Source organism: Flavobacterium sp. UBA6135 (assembly GCF_002428305.1).
Taxonomy (GTDB): Bacteria; Bacteroidota; Bacteroidia; order Flavobacteriales; family Flavobacteriaceae; genus Flavobacterium.
On sequence record NZ_DIVJ01000019.1, the window covers coordinates 1 to 17,772 of the forward strand.

Consider the following 17,772-nt stretch of genomic DNA (forward strand, 5'->3'; position numbering starts at 1 on the left):
TTAAATCAATTCCTTATGTGGTTCAGCCGGAGCAAATTATTCCGGGGGTTGCTGATTATTATGCAACAACTATGTTTGACGGTTTTGATTTTGCTCACTTATTAGTGAAAACAAGAGAAGGTCGTCCTATTAAAATAGAAAATAATACCATTGAAGGTTCTAAATTTTATGCAAATGCAAGAGTACATGCTTCGGTATTGTCAATGTATGATAACTTGCGTTTGAAACAACCTAAAATTGATAAAAAAGACGCGACTTGGAGCGATGTTGATGGTAAAGTAAAAGCAGCATTGACAGAAGCTCAAGCAACAGGAAAGAAAACTGTTCTTTTAACAGGAACTTTGGCTAGTCCATCAGCTGAGAAATTAGTTGCTGAGTTTTTAGCTAAAAATCCGGGAAGTTCTCATGTTGTATATGATGCAGTTTCTTCATCAACTGCTTTAGATGCTTTTGAGGCTGTTTATGGCGAAAGAGCTTTGGCAGACTATGATTTTGCAAAAGCTTCAACAATTGTTTCAGTAGGTGCTGATTTCCTTGGTGATTGGCAAGGTGGGGGTTATGATGCGGCTTATGCTCAAGGCAGAGTGCCAAAACAAGGCAAAATGTCCAAACATGTTCAGTTTGAAGCTAACCTGTCGTTATCAGGAGCTGCTGCAGACAAGCGTGTTCCAATGACTGCTGCTGATCAGAAACAAGCTTTAGTAAAAATTTACAATATAGTTACAGGTGCTTCTGTTGCAACCGGAAAACTTGCTAATGAGGCTGAAGTTGTGAAAGCAGCTGAGCAATTAAAAGCAGCCGGTTCAAAAGGTGTTCTTGTTTCAGGATTAGATGATATCAATGCTCAGTTGTTAGTTTTAGCCATTAATGCTAATTTAAACAGCGAAGCTTTCAATACAAATCAAACCAGACAAATCCGTAAAGGTTCTGCTCAAAAAGTAGCAGAATTAATTTCAGATATGAAAGCAGGGAATGTTCACACTTTAATTATGAGTGGTGTTAATCCTGTTTACACGCTAGCAAACAGTAAAGACTTTACTGATGGATTGTCAAAAGTTAAGTTTAGTGTTTCTTTTTCGATGAAAGAAGATGAAACCGCTACTTTAACTACCATAGCCGCTGCAACTCCGCATTACCTAGAAAGTTGGGGAGATGTACAAATTGTAAAAGGTAATTATGGTTTGACTCAACCTACAATCCGTCCTTTATTTAATACCAGACAGTTTGAAGAAGCTTTAATGGTATGGAATGGTGTTGAAGGAACATATTATGATTATTTAAAACAAAATTGGTCAGGAATACTTTCGGGTAAAACATGGAATCAAACTATTCATGATGGTGTTTTTGTATCTGGAACTACTTCTTCAAACAGTGCAGGTTCTGCTGATTTTTCTGCTGCTGCCAATGCATTAGTTCAAGCAAAATCAACAGGGTTAGAATTGCATTTGTATACCAAAACCGGAATGGGTGACGGACAACAAGCAAACAACCCATGGTTACAAGAGTTTCCGGATCCAATCACAAGAGTGTCTTGGGATAACTATGTTACGGTTTCAAAAGCAGATGCTGAACAATTAGAATTAATTAACCGAAATGTTGCTAATGGTGGACTTAACGGAAGTTATGTTACCTTAACCGTTGGTAATGCTAAGTTAGAAAACGTACCTGTTATTATTCAGCCGGGTCAAGCTAAAGGTACTTTAGGTTTGGCTCTCGGATATGGAAAAAAAGCTGCTTTAAAACAAGAAATGCAAGTAGGTGTTAATGCTTACACTTTATATACTAATTCAAATTCAGTTCAAACAGTTACTGTTTCAAAACAAGCCGGAGAGCATGAATTTGCATGTGTTCAGTTGCAAAAAACATTAATGGGTCGTGGAGATATCATTAAGGAAACTACTTTAGATGTTTTCAAAAATGAAAAAGATTCTAAAGTTTGGAATCCACCGGCCATGGTTTCTATTGATCACAAGCCTATTGAAGCGAATAAAATTGATCTTTGGACTAGTTTTGATAGAACCGTTGGACATCATTTTAATCTATCGATTGATTTAAATTCATGTACTGGTTGCGGTGCTTGTGTAATAGCATGTCACGCAGAAAATAACGTGCCTGTAGTTGGAAAATCTGAAGTAAGAAGAAGTAGAGATATGCACTGGTTGCGTATTGACAGATATTATTCTTCTGAGGATACTTTTGCTCAAGACAACGAGAAAAAAGACAATTTTGATGGTTTATTTGGAGATAAAGGTTCATTAGGAGGATTTGGCGAAATGGAAGACCCTGCGGATAATCCACAAGTAGCTTTCCAACCGGTAATGTGTCAACACTGTAATCACGCACCGTGTGAAACAGTTTGTCCGGTTGCAGCGACTTCTCACAGCCGTCAAGGTCAAAACCATATGGCGTACAACAGATGTGTTGGAACACGTTATTGTGCAAACAACTGTCCTTATAAAGTGCGTCGTTTCAACTGGTTCTTGTATAACAAAAACAGTGAATTCGATTACCACATGAATGATGATTTAGGACGTATGGTATTAAACCCAGACGTAAATGTTCGTTCAAGAGGGGTTATGGAAAAATGTTCTATGTGTATTCAAATGACACAAGCCACTATCTTAAAAGCTAAAAAAGAAGGTCGACCGGTAAACGATGACGAATTCCAAACAGCTTGTTCAAATGCTTGTTCAACAGGAGCTTTAGCTTTTGGAGATGTAAATGACAAAGAAAGTGAAGTTGCTAAATTGGCTGAAGATGATCGAATGTATCATTTATTAGAGCATGTTGGTACAAAACCAAACGTATTCTATCACGTAAAAGTTAGAAATACCTAGTTAAAATTAAATTAATAAGAAATACTATAAAGGATTATGTCGTCTCACTACGAAGCACCCATTAGAAAACCTTTAGTTATAGGTGATAAATCTTATCACGATGTAACAGTAGATGTAGCTGCTCCTGTTGAAGGAAGAGCAAATAAACAATGGTGGATTGTCTTTTCAATCGCATTAGCCGCTTTTCTTTGGGGAGTTGGTTGTATGATTTATACCATTTCTACCGGTATCGGAACATGGGGATTAAACAAAACTGTTGGATGGGCTTGGGATATCACTAACTTCGTTTGGTGGGTTGGTATCGGTCACGCCGGAACTTTGATTTCAGCGGTACTTTTATTATTCCGTCAAAAATGGAGAATGGCCATTAACCGTTCTGCAGAAGCAATGACCATCTTTTCTGTAATGCAAGCGGGTTTATTTCCGATTATTCACATGGGTCGTCCATGGTTAGGATACTGGGTATTGCCAATTCCAAATCAATTTGGTTCGTTGTGGGTAAATTTTAACTCGCCATTGCTTTGGGACGTATTTGCAATTTCAACGTACCTTTCTGTTTCCTTGGTTTTCTGGTGGACAGGTTTACTTCCTGATTTTGCAATGCTTAGAGATAGAGCGATTACTCCTTTTACAAAGAAAATATACTCCACTTTATCTTTTGGATGGAGCGGTAGAGCTAAAGACTGGCAACGTTTTGAAGAAGTGTCATTAGTTTTAGCAGGTTTAGCAACACCACTTGTACTTTCTGTTCACACTATTGTATCTTTTGACTTTGCTACTTCTGTAATTCCGGGTTGGCATACAACCATTTTTCCGCCTTACTTCGTTGCAGGAGCGGTTTTCTCAGGATTTGCTATGGTAAATACGTTGTTGATTATCATGAGAAAAGTATCTAAATTAGAAGCATACATCACAATTCAACATATTGAATTAATGAACATTGTAATTATGATTACAGGTTCTATTGTGGGGGTTGCTTATATTACTGAGTTATTCGTAGCTTGGTATTCGGGAGTAGAATATGAACAGTATGCTTTTTTGAATAGAGCAACCGGACCTTATGCTTGGGCTTATTGGGCGATGATGACTTGTAACGTGTTTTCACCTCAGTTCATGTGGTTCAAGAAATTAAGAACCAGCATCATGTTCTCATTCATTATCTCGATTGTTGTAAATATTGGAATGTGGTTTGAGCGTTTCGTAATTATCGTAACCTCATTACACAGAGATTATCTTCCATCATCATGGACTATGTTCTCTCCAACGTTTGTAGATATCGGAATTTTTATTGGAACAATTGGATTCTTCTTTGTATTATTCCTTTTATATGCTAGATCTTTCCCTGTGATTGCTCAAGCAGAAGTAAAAACAATCTTGAAGTCTTCAGGTGAGTTTTATAAAAAGAAAAGAGAAGAAGAAGGACATCACAATCATTAAGATAATTAGTAGTAAGAAATTATGAGTACTAAAGTAATACATGCACTATATAATGATGATGACATCCTGATGGATGCCGTGAAAGAAACACGCAAAGCTCATCATCATATTGAAGAAGTTTATACTCCTTTTCCGGTTCACGGATTGGACAAAGCTATGGGATTAGCTCCCACTCGTTTAGCCATTGCCTCCTTTATGTATGGAGCTGTTGGATTAGCAGTTGCTACTTGGATGATGAATTTTATCATGATTCAAGATTGGCCACAAGATATAGGAGGTAAACCAAGTTTTAGTTATATTGAAAACATGCCGGCTTTTGTTCCCATTATGTTTGAATTAACGGTGTTTTTTGCTGCTCACTTAATGGTTATTACTTTTTACATGAGAAGTAAATTGTGGCCATTCAAACAAGCAGAAAATCCTGATGTTAGAACAACCGATGACCATTTTTTAATGGAAGTAGCAGTTAATAATAACGAGGAAGAACTAACTTCATTTTTGAAAAATACAGGTGCAGTTGAAATTAAAGTTGTTGAAAAACACTAATTTATAGATATGAAAAGCGTTTTAAAAATATCACTTTTATTTGGTTTAGCCGTTTCGGTTAGTTCTTGCTTTGATAAGAAGAGTCCAAATTATCAATTTTTTCCTAATATGTATGAGTCAGTTGGTTATGAAACCTATGCTGAATCTGCAGCCTTTAACGGAGATAATCAGTTACAAGGACAAACCGCTCAAGAACCACCTGCAGGTACCGTTAAAAGAGGTTTCGAAATTTATGATTATGAAAACTCAACAGCGGGTTATGAATTGGCTAAAGCAAATTTAAAATCACCTTTAGATTCAATTTCTGAAAAGGATTTAAAAAAAGGTAAAGAATTATATGGAATTTATTGTGCCATTTGCCATGGCGATTCCGGAAATGGAGTTGGTAAATTAGTAGAAAGAGAAAAATTCCTTGGTGTACCAAGTTATGCCGATCGTCCGGTTACGGAAGGTAGTGTTTACCATGTTATCACTCATGGATTAAATGCTATGGGTTCACATGCTAATCAACTTTCGCAACATGAACGTTGGTTAGTTACTGATTACGTGCTTCAATTAAAAAGTAAATTATAATATTGACAACTAGATTATATTTAGATATGTATACCTTTTCCAGTAAATTAAAAATAGTATCCTTTGTTCTAATGGCCGTTGGTTTGTTAGGAATTGGTTATGGTTTTTTCACAGCCCCAAAAAACACAGAGCAAGTTGAAAAAATACTTGAGGCTCAACATCATGGACATGATGCTCATGCGGATGCACATCCTTCAGAAGCAGAAGGTCATGATCATGCTGCTCATGAAGCAGAACATCAAGAGCATCTGGAGCATGTTTTGCACCAATTGCAAAATAAACCTTGGGCAGCGGTATATGTTTCTGCTTTATTCTTTATGTTAATTTCCCTTGGTGTTTTGGCGTTTTATGCCATTCAAAATGTGGCTCAAGCCGGTTGGTCTCCCATCTTGTTTCGAGTTATGCAAGGAATTACGGCTTATTTGCCTGTAGGTTCTGTTATCTTTTTTATCTTATTGGTTTTATCTGCTTTTCATTTCAACCATTTATTTGTTTGGATGGATGCTGATTTAATCAATCCTGAAAGTCCAAAATTCGATAAGCTTATTGCTAATAAATCAGGTTATTTGAACGAGTATGCTTGGTTAATCAGAGCTGCCATTTTCTTAATTGGATGGAATTTATATCGTTATTTTTCAAGAAGAAATTGTTTGGCTCAAGATGAAGCATCTGACAATACTTTCTTTAAAAAGAACTTCAATATTTCTGCAGGATTCTTAGTTTTCTTTATAGTAACAGAATCAATCATGTCATGGGATTGGATTATGTCTGTAGATCCACACTGGTTCTCTACTTTATTTGGATGGTATGTTTTTGCTTCGTTCTTTGTTAGCGGAATTACAGTTATTGCATTAACTACATTGTATTTAAAATCAAGAGGTTATTTAGAGCATGTAAATACAAGTCATATTCATGATTTAGCGAAATTTATGTTTGGGATTAGTATTTTCTGGACGTATTTATGGTTCTCTCAATTTATGTTGATTTGGTATTCAAATATACCAGAAGAGGTGACTTATTTTATCACACGAATCGAACAATATAATTTGCCATTTTTCGGAATGTTAGCCATGAACTTCATTTTCCCTTTCTTAATTTTAATCAACACAGATTTCAAGAGGATTACATGGATTTTAGTTATGGCCGGAATTGTTATTTTGTTTGGACATTATATCGATTTCTTCAATATGATTATGCCTGCAACTGTTGGTGATCAATGGTTTATTGGTGCGGCTGAATTAGGAGCGTTAGCTTTCTTCTTAGGGTTGTTTATATTTGTTGTATTCTCAGCTTTAACTAAATCGCCTTTGGTGCCTAAGAGAAATCCATTTATTGAAGAAAGTAAACATTTTCATTATTAATATTTAAAGATTTAAACAGATGACAAGTTTGTTAGTTCTAGTTGTTATAGCCTTAGTTTCAATTGCAATTTGGCAGTTGACCAAAATATTTGATTTAACTCAAGTGGGAAGTAATGTAGATAACTCCCAAGTGGCAAATGACAATGATAATAATGTGAATGGTTATTTGATGTTCGCATTTTTGATTTTCATTTATTTAACTACCATTTTTTGTGTGGTTCAATATGGTCACTTTCCTTTAATGTCAAATTCTGCGGCAGAACATGGTGCCGACGTAGATCGTTTGATGTGGATTTCAATGATTTTAATTTTCTTTGTTCAAACCATTACGCAAGCGTTACTACATTATTTTTCTTTTAAATACAGAGGGAAAAAAGGAAATACTGCTTTATACTTTGCTGACAACAATAAGTTGGAAATGATTTGGAGTATTATTCCCGCCATTACACTTGCCGGATTAATTCTTTACGGTCTTTATGCATGGACAAACATTATGTTTGTTGATGAAGAAAATGAGGATTTGTTAATTGTTGAAGTTTATGCGAAGCAATTTGGCTGGGAAGTGCGTTATGCCGGAGAGGATAATGTTTTAGGAAAAGCAAATGTTCGATACATTGAAGGAATAAATACCTTAGGTGTTGATGCTGCAGACCCTAATGCACAAGATGATATTCAAGCTAATGAATTGCATTTACCGAAAGGAAAAAAGATACTATTCAAATTCAGATCTCAAGATGTATTGCATTCTGCTTATATGCCGCATTTCAGAGCCCAAATGAACTGTGTTCCTGGAATGGTTACACAATTTGCTTTTACGCCTAATAAAACTACTGAGGAGATGCGAAACTCTAAAGAAATGGTAGAGAAAGTTGCTGAAATCAATAGAATCAGAGCAGAGAAAAGCAAAGCATTAAACGCAAAAAATGAAGAAGGTTTAGATCCTTATACTTTTGATTATTTGTTGTTGTGTAATAAAATTTGTGGAAGCTCGCACTATAACATGCAAATGAAGATTGTAGTTTCCGAACCAAATGAATTCAAAGCTTGGTTGAAAGAAAAACAAACTTTTGGACAAGTTTTAAAAGCTCAACAGCAACCAGAAGAAGTTAAGACAGAGGAAGTAATTGATGCTCAGGTATCTGATTCATCTTCATTAGCACAAGTATTACGATAAAATTAGCTATTAAAAAATAAAAATTCGAACTATGTCAGCACACGATCACGCACACGATCACGATCACGAGCATGAACACCACCATAAAGATACTTTTATTACAAAGTATATTTTTAGTATCGATCATAAAATGATTGCGAAGCAATACCTAATCACAGGGTTGATTATGGGTATTATTGGTGTAGGTATGTCTCTTTTGTTTAGAATGCAGTTAGCCTGGCCGGAAGAATCGTTTCAAATATTCAACATACTTTTAGGAGATAACTATGCTCCAAACGGTGTGATGAAAAACGATATTTATTTAGCACTTGTTACCATACATGGTACCATTATGGTATTCTTTGTATTAACAGCCGGTTTGAGTGGAACTTTCAGTAACTTATTAATTCCGTTGCAAATTGGAGCACGCGATATGGCATCCGGATTTCTAAATATGATTTCTTACTGGTTGTTCTTTTTGTCAAGTGTTGTAATGATTTGCTCTTTGTTTGTTGAGTCAGGGCCTGCTTCAGCGGGTTGGACCATCTATCCTCCTTTAAGTGCTTTACCACAAGCTATACCAGGTTCAGGAACAGGAATGACGCTGTGGTTGGTTTCTATGGCAATTTTTATTGCATCTTCTTTAATGGGATCTTTGAATTATGTTGTAACCGTTATCAATCTTAGAACAAAAGGAATGTCAATGACAAGATTACCTTTAACTATTTGGGCTTTCTTTATTACAGCTATTATTGGTATCGTTTCGTTCCCGGTTTTATTATCAGCAGCATTGTTGTTGATTTTTGACAGAAGTTTTGGAACCTCTTTCTTCTTGTCAGATATTTTTATTGCAGGTGAAGTTTTACATTATCAAGGTGGTTCCCCTGTACTTTTTGAACACTTATTCTGGTTCTTGGGTCACCCTGAAGTATACATTGTATTATTACCTGCACTAGGTATTACCTCAGAAATTATTGCAACCAATGCACGTAAACCAATTTTTGGATACCGTGCGATGATTGCTTCCATTATAGCTATTGCCTTTTTATCTACGATTGTATGGGGTCACCACATGTTTATCTCAGGAATGAATCCATTCTTAGGTTCTGTGTTCACCTTTACAACGTTATTGATTGCAATTCCTTCGGCAGTAAAAGCATTTAACTATATCACAACTTTGTGGAAAGGTAACCTACAATTGAATCCAGCTATGCTATTTTCAATTGGATTGGTTTCAACGTTTATCACCGGTGGTTTAACAGGAATCATTTTAGGAGACAGTACACTTGATATTAATGTTCACGATACGTATTTTGTTGTTGCTCACTTCCACTTAGTAATGGGTATTTCTGCTCTTTACGGAATGTTTGCCGGAATTTACCATTGGTATCCAAGAATGTTCGGAAGAATGTTAAATAAAAATTTAGGTTATGTTCACTTTTGGGTTACGGCGATTTCTGCATATGGTGTCTTCTTCCCTATGCACTTTATCGGAATGGCAGGTTTACCGAGACGTTATTACACCAACACCGCATTCCCATTGTTTGATGATTTACAAAATGTAAATGTTATCATTACCATGTTTGCTTTAATTGGTGGTGCTTTCCAGTTGGTTTTTATTTGGAACTTCTTCCATAGTATGTTCTATGGTAAGAAAGCTGAAATGAACCCATGGAGATCTAACACTTTAGAATGGACCGCTCCTGTAGAACACATACATGGAAACTGGCCTGGAGCTCTTCCAGAAGTACACAGATGGCCTTATGATTATAGTAAGCCCGGTCATGATGAAGATTTTGTGCCTCAAACTGTACCAATGGGTAAAGATGAAGAGCAATTACATCACTAATATATAAGTATTATTAATTCATTTAAAGAACCTTTCCTTTTTGGAAAGGTTTTTTTATTTATATCATTTTCTAACCTTATCAAAAGCCAAAACATTTTCTATCTTTGTTTTTATGAATGATTATTTAGATCCCACTAATAAAGGCTACAATCCTGACGAACTTGACTTAGAAAAAAAGTTGAGACCGCTGTCTTTTGATGATTTTTCAGGACAAGATCAAGTGCTTGAAAACTTAAAAGTTTTTGTGGAAGCCGCTAATCAAAGAGAAGAAGCTCTAGATCATACCCTGTTTCATGGACCTCCGGGTTTAGGAAAAACTACTTTAGCAAATATTTTAGCAAATGAATTAGGTGTTGGTATAAAAATCACTTCAGGTCCGGTATTGGATAAACCAGGTGATTTAGCGGGTTTGCTTACCAATCTTGAAGACAGAGATGTGCTTTTTATTGATGAGATTCACAGATTGAGTCCAATTGTGGAGGAATATCTATATTCTGCCATGGAGGATTTCAAAATTGATATCATGATTGAATCAGGTCCCAATGCGAGAACGGTTCAACTTAATCTCAATCAGTTTACATTAGTTGGTGCTACTACTCGCTCGGGTTTGTTAACTGCACCTATGAGAGCTCGTTTCGGGATACAAAGTCGGTTACAATATTACAACACAGAATTATTAACTACCATTGTTCAACGAAGTTCCTCTATTCTTAAAGTTCCCATTTCAATGGAAGCTGCAATTGAAATTGCGGGTAGAAGTCGTGGAACACCACGTATTGCTAATGCTTTATTACGTAGAGTTCGAGATTTTGCTCAAATAAAAGGCAATGGAAAAATTGATATCGAAATTGCACGTTATGCTTTGAAAGCATTGCATGTTGATGCACACGGTTTGGATGAAATGGATAATAAAATCTTAACCACCATCATTGATAAATTCAAAGGAGGTCCGGTTGGGTTGTCAACTTTGGCAACGGCTGTCTCAGAAAGTGGCGAAACTATTGAAGAAGTCTATGAACCGTTTTTGATTCAAGAAGGTTTTATTATGAGAACGCCTAGAGGAAGAGAAGTAACAGACAAAGCATACAAACACTTGGGAAAAATTAGAACAAATATTCAAGGCGGATTGTTCGAATAGCGAAATGCAATAAAAAAAACTATGAGTTTACCCAGTTCAATCCCTGAAGTTTCTTTTTTTAGGTTTCTTAATCATGCCAACAACATTTTAAAAAACCCATTACCTTTTCATGCGGCAAATTTTGAAAATCTAGGGGATATTTTTCGTTTAAATATCGGATTGGGGAAATCGGTTTTGTTTTGTAGAGATGCCGGATTGTTGCAACATGCACTTCAAAAGAATCAAAAAAATTATACCAAATCCTATATTCAAACAAAAGATGTAGCCAAATATATTGGAAAAGGATTGTTAACAGCAGAAGGAGAACATTGGCAAAAACAACGCAAATTAATCCAACCGGCTTTTCATAAAAGTCAGCTGGTTTTGTTGTTGGATACTATTCAACATACGATTTTAGAGGAATTAAAAAATATCAAAACGGGAAAACCAATGGATGTTTTTCCGGTTTTCAATGATTTGGCCTTTCAAACTGTAGTCAAATCCATTTTTAATATTGCTATTTCTGATGCTGATATTGCTTCGTTGCAACATACTACCGAAGCAACGCAACAAATGTTAGTGCAGGAACTGCGACAACCTTTTCTGGTTTGGTGGTTTAATTTATCAGGAAAAACTAAAAAGCACTTAGATTTGACCCAAAATTCTAGAACCATTCTTAGACGATTAGTTGAAGAACGAAAGCAAAGCAACACAAAGCATGATGATTTGTTGGATATGCTTTTAAGTGCAAAATACGAAGACGGTTCGAGCATGGAAGAAAATCAGTTGGTAGATGAAATTTTAATTTTATTTGCTGCCGGTCATGAAACCACTTCCAATGCATTAACTTTTACAACGGAACTATTAGCTAGAAACCCTGAAGCTCAAGCCAAAATTTTAGAAGAAATACTTCAAATTAAAAGTGAGTCGGATGACATCATGCATTGGATAAAAAATGTTGCTTATACCAAGTTAGTTATCGAAGAGTCCATGCGATTGTATCCTCCGGCCTATTTTATTGATCGGGTGAATATAGAGGAAGATACTATTGATGGAATGGTTTTACCAAAAGGCTCCACATTGTTGTTTTCAGTTTATGAAATTCATCGCCATCCCAACTTTTGGAAAGACCCTGAAGCATTTATTCCGGAACGTTTTCTGGATGAGAACACCAAGTTTTCAAAAAATTATTTTCCTTTTGGGGCAGGACCACGAATGTGTATTGGGAATAATTTTGCAATGTACGAAATGATTTTAGCCATGATTGCCTTGGTTGAACAATTTGAAATTGTAGAAAAGAAGGAGCCCATTCAAATAAAACCATTAATTACGTTGAAACCGCATAACGCTATTTTGGAATTTAAGAGCAGAACATGAATGCGAAAGAGAACCATACAAAACTCATAAAACAAGAAGCGATTAGGCTCGGTTTTCTCTCATGCGGTATTTCCAAAGCCGGATTTTTAGAAGAAGAAGCTCCGCGTTTAGAAAAATGGCTCAACAATAACATGAACGGTCAAATGAGCTATATGGAAAACCATTTTGACAAACGTTTGAATCCGACTTTGTTAGTTGATGGAGCTAAGAGCGTCATTTCATTGTTGCTGAATTACTATCCTTCTGAATTTCAAAACGAAGACAGCTATAAAATTTCCAAATATGCTTACGGACAAGATTATCATTTTGTCATAAAAGAAAAACTCAAAGAATTACTGCATTTTATTCAAACCGAAATTGGTGAAGTTTCCGGACGAGCTTTTGTTGATTCGGCTCCGGTGTTAGACAAAGCTTGGGCTGCCAAAAGTGGTTTGGGTTGGATGGGAAAAAACACCAATTTGATTACTCAAAAAGTGGGTTCTTTTTATTTTATTGCCGAATTGATTGTTGATTTACAATTAGAATACGACACCCCAACCACCGATCATTGCGGTTCGTGTACTGCTTGTATTGATGCTTGCCCAACAGAAGCCATAGTTGCTCCTTATGTTGTTGACGGAAGTAAATGCATCTCCTATTTTACCATTGAGTTAAAAGAAAATATCCCAACGGAAATGAAAGGCAAATTTGATGATTGGGTTTTTGGTTGTGATGTCTGCCAAGATGTTTGTCCTTGGAATCGTTTTTCAAAATCGCATAACGAACCGCTTTTTCAAGCAAGTCCTGAATTGCTTTCTTTCACCAAAAAAGATTGGGAAGAAATCACCGAAGAAGTTTTTAAAGAAGTTTTTAGAAATTCTGCTGTGAAACGAACGAAGTTGGAAGGGTTGAGGAGGAATGTGGCGTTTTTAAAGTAAATTAATAGCCTCAATAAAATAAAAGAATCATATTATTATAAATTTAAAATTCAATACATTTGATGAAATTAAATAGATTTTTTAAACAATTCCTTTTTTATTAAAATCCAAATCTAAATCATGAGAACAACATTTTTAAGTCTACTTTTCTTTTTTATAATGATTTCGTGTGCAAGTGAAAGTGATGAAATTGACTCTTCACCAATAACAAATTATGAATGGAAATTAAATTCTTTTATAACAAGTGTTCCTATTGATCTTAACCAAGATGGGATTGCATCTACAGATATGGTATTGGAATTTGAATGTATGAGAAATGAAGGATATAGTTTCATTCCTCCCAGTTTGGTTAGATATTTTAATTCAGGATTGAACATAGAAGGAGAATATATAGATAATGAATTTGTCGTTTTTAATTTCAGTTGTATTGAAGAAGAAGAGTTGATTCCAACGTTTCCTATGATAGGAGATTACAAAATGATAGCTAGTAATAAAATAAAATTTAAATACCATAATGTACTTGTAGTTGGAGGTACAGGTCCTGTTGAAGAGGAATACACACTTGTAGGAGATAAATTAATTAAAGTGACAAATTCATTATATCCAACAATTTATGATGCTGTAAATCAAAGATGGATAAAAACAAATATCACAATTACTCGTGAATATACAAAAGCATTTTAATTTAATAAAGGTCTTTTTTTAAGATGTTATAGATTATTCACTCTCAATAAAACTGTACCTTCTAAAAATAGCACTGTGTTTTAATTAAAATTATATCCAACTCCTATTTTAAATAAATTGACATTCGTGTTGTATTTGATTCTTTGAATTTCATCGCCTACGTCAAGTATAATGTAGTCATATTGTATTTGAACAAAAATGTTTTTTAATGTCTGATATTTTATACCTAAATTTAAGTCAATTCCACTTTGAGTTACACTCTCCTTAATAATAGTATAACGATTATTATTACCTGAATGATCAAAGATCATTGATGTGTAACCAATTCCAAAAAAAGGATTAACTTTTTGAATATTAAACTCTCCAAATATTTTTGGTTGAATCATGTAATTGGTTACACTATAATCTTGAAAATAACGCTGATCATTATTAAAATATAAAACACCAGCGTTTAATGCAACTCCCACGTTTATAACTTTGGAAGTAATGAATCTGTATTTTCACCAACATCTATAATGCTTTTATAATTATCTGCAATATAATTATGGTCAAATGGTATTGGGTAATTTAATTCTAAACTTAATTTAGAATTCTGACTAAAAGAACTTACGGTTATAAATATTAATAATATTAGAAATTTTAATTTCATAAGTTTTTAATTTAGAGCTGATTGTTTTTTATTATAAACCCCGTAGCCGAATCCTTTCATGTAGCCACAAACTTAACAATTACTTGCAAAGTTTTTACTATTTTTGAAATAAATCAAATATCATAAATCAAATATCATAAATCAACAATTTCTAATTTTTAACCAAATAACTCTTCTTTAAAATGCAAACCAAATAATTTGTTTTCTAATACATTTTATTTCAAAATTTAACACCAAAAGAATTCCGATAAAATTTCCTTATTCCCATAACTCTTTTACCTTTGTAAGTCATTTCGAAGAATACCTTTAACCATGCATAAAGATAGTAAAAGAAGAGAAGCCTTATTGTATCACGCCAAACCGACTCCCGGTAAAATTCAAGTGGTACCCACCAAAAAATATGCTACCCAACGTGACTTGTCGTTAGCCTATTCGCCCGGAGTAGCAGAACCTTGTTTGGAAATTGCCAAAGATGTCAATAACGTTTATAAATATACCGCAAAAGGGAATCTGGTTGCCGTTATTACCAATGGTACGGCAGTTTTAGGGTTAGGCGATATTGGTCCGGAAGCCTCAAAACCCGTGATGGAAGGAAAGGCTTTGTTGTTTAAAATATTTGCCGATATTGATGTGTTTGATATTGAAGTTGGTACTAAAGATATTGATGCTTTTATCGAAACCGTAAAAAATATCGCTCCTACTTTTGGAGGAATAAATTTAGAAGATATTAAAGCACCCGAATCCTTTGAAATCGAACGCCGATTGGTAGAAGAATTAAACATCCCTGTGATGCACGACGACCAACACGGTACGGCAATTATTTCTTCGGCGGCATTATTAAATGCTTTAGAATTGGCGGGTAAAAAAGCAGAAGAAATCAAAATAGTGGTTTCCGGTGCCGGTTCAGCGGCTTTGGCTTGTGCGAATTTGTATTTATTGTTAGGCGTAAAAGCAGAAAACATTGTGATGTTTGACAAAGAAGGAGTCCTTCATGTAGAAAGAACCGACTTATCGCCCTTACAACGCAACTATACTTTCGGAAAAAAGGGGACTGATTTGAAAACGGCCTTGATTAATGCCGATGTGTTTCTTGGCTTATCAGCCGGAAACATTCTTACGCCCGAAATGCTTTTAGGAATGGCCAATGATCCTATTGTTTTTGCCATGGCAAACCCCATACCTGAAATCGATTATAATGTGGCAATTAATACCCGAAAAGATATTATCATGGCAACCGGTCGTTCTGACCATCCGAATCAAGTAAATAATGTACTCGGATTTCCTTATATTTTTAGAGGAGCATTGGATGTTAGAGCTACTAAAATAAATGAAGCGATGAAAATGGCTGCCGTTCATGCATTAGCCCATTTGGCAAAAATGCCTGTTCCCGAACAAGTGAATATTGCTTATGGTGAAACCAAGTTGAATTTTGGTCGAGATTATATTATCCCAAAACCATTTGATCCAAGGTTGATTACGATTGTGGCTCCTGCTGTTGCAAAAGCAGCAATGGATTCAGGTGTGGCACAACATCCCATTTTAGATTGGGAAAAATATGAAGAAGAATTGGCAGAGCGTTTGGGCTCTGATAATAAAATGGTTCGTTTGTTGGCCAACCGAGCTAAAACGGATCCAAAGCGAATCATTTTTGCCGAAGCCGATCATTTAGATGTGTTAAAAGCCGCTCAAATTGTTTTAGAAGAAGGCATTGGGAGTCCAATATTATTAGGGAATAAAGAAATTATTTTAGAGTTAAAAGAAGAGATTGGTTTCTTTGCCGATGTGCCAATTCTAGATCCTAAAACCAGTGAATGCGACGAAAAAAGGTTGCAATATGCCGCAACCTTTTGGGAAAGCAGAAAACGAAGAGGAATAACATTGTTAGATGCTCAAAAGTGGATGCGGGAACGCAATTATTTTGCCGCAATGATGGTGAATGAAGGCGAAGCAGATGCTTTGATAACCGGTTATTCACGAAGTTATCCGTCAGTAGTGAAGCCAATCATGCAGTTGATTGATAAAGCTCCGGGTGTGACTCGAATTGCAACCACTAATTTGATGATGACCAAACGCGGTCCAATGTTTTTATCGGATACGGCCATCAATGTTGATCCTAGTGCAGATGACTTAGCAAAAATTGCTTTGATGACCGCTCGAACGGCTCGCATGTTTGGAGTGGAACCGGTTATCGCAATGGTTTCCTATTCTAATTTTGGTTCTTCACAATATGCAAGTGCGGTAAAAGTAAGAGAAGCTGTTGCTTATTTGCACAAATACTATCCTGATTTAATTGTGGATGGAGAAATTCAAACGGATTTTGCATTGAATTCAGAACTGCTTAAAGATAAATTTCCGTTTTCAAAATTAGCAGGAAAAAAAGTAAACACCTTAATCTTCCCAAATTTAGAAGCGGCAAATATCAATTATAAAATGCTGAAAGAGCTTTATAGTGTAGACTCCATAGGCCCAATTATGTTGGGATTAGACAAACCGGTTCATATATTTCAATTGGGAGCAAGTGTTGAAGAAATGGTCAACATGGCGGCAGTTGCCGTAGTTGATGCACAAGAAAAAGAGAAACGATTTAAGTCAACTAAAGTCAGTTTGTAAAGTTTTTTTGTGTTTCTGATGTTATTTGTTTGTAAATTAAAGTTTTTTGTTACTTTTGAAAGTAACTAAGCCGGTAAATGATAGCGTATATTCAAGGGAGATTAGCAGAAAAAACACCAACTTCTGTAGTCATTGACTGCAATGGGGTTGGCTATGATATCAACATTTCTTTGCATACGTATTCGCTGCTTCCCGATTCCGAAAGCATAAAGTTATTTACTTTCCTTCAAGTAAAAGAGGATTCCCATACTTTATTTGGATTTGTAGAGAAGTCTGAAAAAGAACTTTTCAAACTTTTGTTGTCTGTTTCCGGAATTGGAGCCTCCATTGCACGAACCATGTTGTCTTCCCTGCATCCCAAACAAATCATTCAAGCCATTGCAACTGCTGATGTGAATTCCATTCAATCCATTAAAGGAATTGGAACCAAAACAGCTCAAAGAGTCATTTTGGATTTGAAAGAAAAAGTGATAAAAATTTACGACTTAAACGAAGTTTCTACCGTTACAAACAATACAAATAAAGATGAGGCGTTATCTGCTTTGGAGGTTTTAGGATTTAACAAAAAATTAGCAGAAAAAGTAGTAGATAGAATGGTCAAAGAAAATCCAGACGCAACAATTGAAACAATTATAAAACAAGCTTTAAAAAACTTATAACTC

14 protein-coding genes are annotated in these 17,772 nt (G+C 35.3%); 13 read left to right on the forward strand and 1 reads right to left on the reverse strand.

Going from position 1 to position 17,772, the window contains the following annotated elements:
* From B3L86_RS05535 to B3L86_RS05585, 11 genes are all read left to right on the forward strand, one after another.
* A partial coding sequence (locus B3L86_RS05535) for a 4Fe-4S dicluster domain-containing protein (protein ID WP_291116082.1) occupies nt 1-2,837 on the forward strand: 2,837 nt, incomplete at its 5' end.
* Between the two features lie 36 nt (nt 2,838-2,873).
* A complete protein-coding gene (gene nrfD / locus B3L86_RS05540; protein ID WP_291116085.1) occupies nt 2,874-4,274 on the forward strand; it encodes an NrfD/PsrC family molybdoenzyme membrane anchor subunit in 1,401 nt (466 codons plus the stop codon).
* Nucleotides 4,275-4,295: 21 nt separating this feature from the next.
* On the forward strand, nt 4,296-4,820 hold the full coding sequence (locus B3L86_RS05545; protein ID WP_291116088.1) for a DUF3341 domain-containing protein: 525 nt from the start codon (nt 4,296-4,298) through the stop codon (nt 4,818-4,820).
* Nucleotides 4,821-4,829: 9 nt separating this feature from the next.
* Entirely contained in the window at nt 4,830-5,393 is a 564-nt protein-coding gene (locus B3L86_RS05550) for a c-type cytochrome (protein ID WP_291116091.1), read from the forward strand.
* 26 nt (nt 5,394-5,419) lie between these two features.
* Nucleotides 5,420-6,754: a quinol:cytochrome C oxidoreductase gene (locus tag B3L86_RS05555; protein WP_291116174.1), complete on the forward strand. Its 1,335-nt coding sequence runs from the start codon at nt 5,420-5,422 to the stop codon at nt 6,752-6,754.
* Nucleotides 6,755-6,773: 19 nt separating this feature from the next.
* Nucleotides 6,774-7,928 carry a cytochrome c oxidase subunit II gene (locus B3L86_RS05560; protein WP_291116094.1) on the forward strand — a complete coding sequence of 385 codons (1,155 nt, stop codon included), beginning with the start codon at nt 6,774-6,776 and terminating at the stop codon, nt 7,926-7,928.
* A gap of 31 nt (nt 7,929-7,959) precedes the next feature.
* Nucleotides 7,960-9,756, forward strand: a complete 1,797-nt coding sequence (locus tag B3L86_RS05565; protein WP_291116096.1) for a cytochrome c oxidase subunit I — start codon at nt 7,960-7,962, stop codon at nt 9,754-9,756.
* A 112-nt stretch (nt 9,757-9,868) separates the two neighbouring features.
* The gene (gene ruvB / locus B3L86_RS05570) at nt 9,869-10,894 is read left to right on the forward strand and encodes a Holliday junction branch migration DNA helicase RuvB (RefSeq protein WP_291116099.1); all 1,026 of its coding nucleotides are present in this window, start codon (nt 9,869-9,871) and stop codon (nt 10,892-10,894) included.
* 21 nt (nt 10,895-10,915) lie between these two features.
* Nucleotides 10,916-12,250: a cytochrome P450 gene (locus tag B3L86_RS05575; RefSeq protein WP_291116102.1), complete on the forward strand. Its 1,335-nt coding sequence runs from the start codon at nt 10,916-10,918 to the stop codon at nt 12,248-12,250.
* Nucleotides 12,247-13,167, forward strand: a complete 921-nt coding sequence (gene queG / locus B3L86_RS05580; RefSeq protein WP_291116105.1) for a tRNA epoxyqueuosine(34) reductase QueG — start codon at nt 12,247-12,249, stop codon at nt 13,165-13,167. The genes B3L86_RS05575 and queG overlap by 4 nt, the downstream gene beginning before the upstream one ends.
* 120 nt (nt 13,168-13,287) lie before the next feature.
* Nucleotides 13,288-13,851 carry a hypothetical protein gene (locus B3L86_RS05585; RefSeq protein WP_291116108.1) on the forward strand — a complete coding sequence of 188 codons (564 nt, stop codon included), beginning with the start codon at nt 13,288-13,290 and terminating at the stop codon, nt 13,849-13,851.
* 80 nt (nt 13,852-13,931) lie between these two features.
* On the opposite strand, the gene B3L86_RS05590 is transcribed toward B3L86_RS05585, so the two are convergent.
* Nucleotides 13,932-14,318: an outer membrane protein gene (locus tag B3L86_RS05590; protein ID WP_291116111.1), complete on the reverse strand. Its 387-nt coding sequence runs from the start codon at nt 14,316-14,318 to the stop codon at nt 13,932-13,934.
* A 494-nt stretch (nt 14,319-14,812) separates the two neighbouring features.
* Between B3L86_RS05590 and B3L86_RS05595 the strand changes: the two genes are divergently transcribed.
* Together B3L86_RS05595 and ruvA are read left to right on the forward strand one after the other, a co-directional pair.
* Complete coding sequence (locus B3L86_RS05595) at nt 14,813-17,110, forward strand: NADP-dependent malic enzyme (protein ID WP_291116113.1); 2,298 nt, start codon at nt 14,813-14,815, stop codon at nt 17,108-17,110.
* A 77-nt stretch (nt 17,111-17,187) separates the two neighbouring features.
* On the forward strand, nt 17,188-17,769 hold the full coding sequence (ruvA, locus tag B3L86_RS05600) for a Holliday junction branch migration protein RuvA (RefSeq protein WP_291116116.1): 582 nt from the start codon (nt 17,188-17,190) through the stop codon (nt 17,767-17,769).
* Nucleotides 17,770-17,772: the final 3 nt, after the last annotated feature.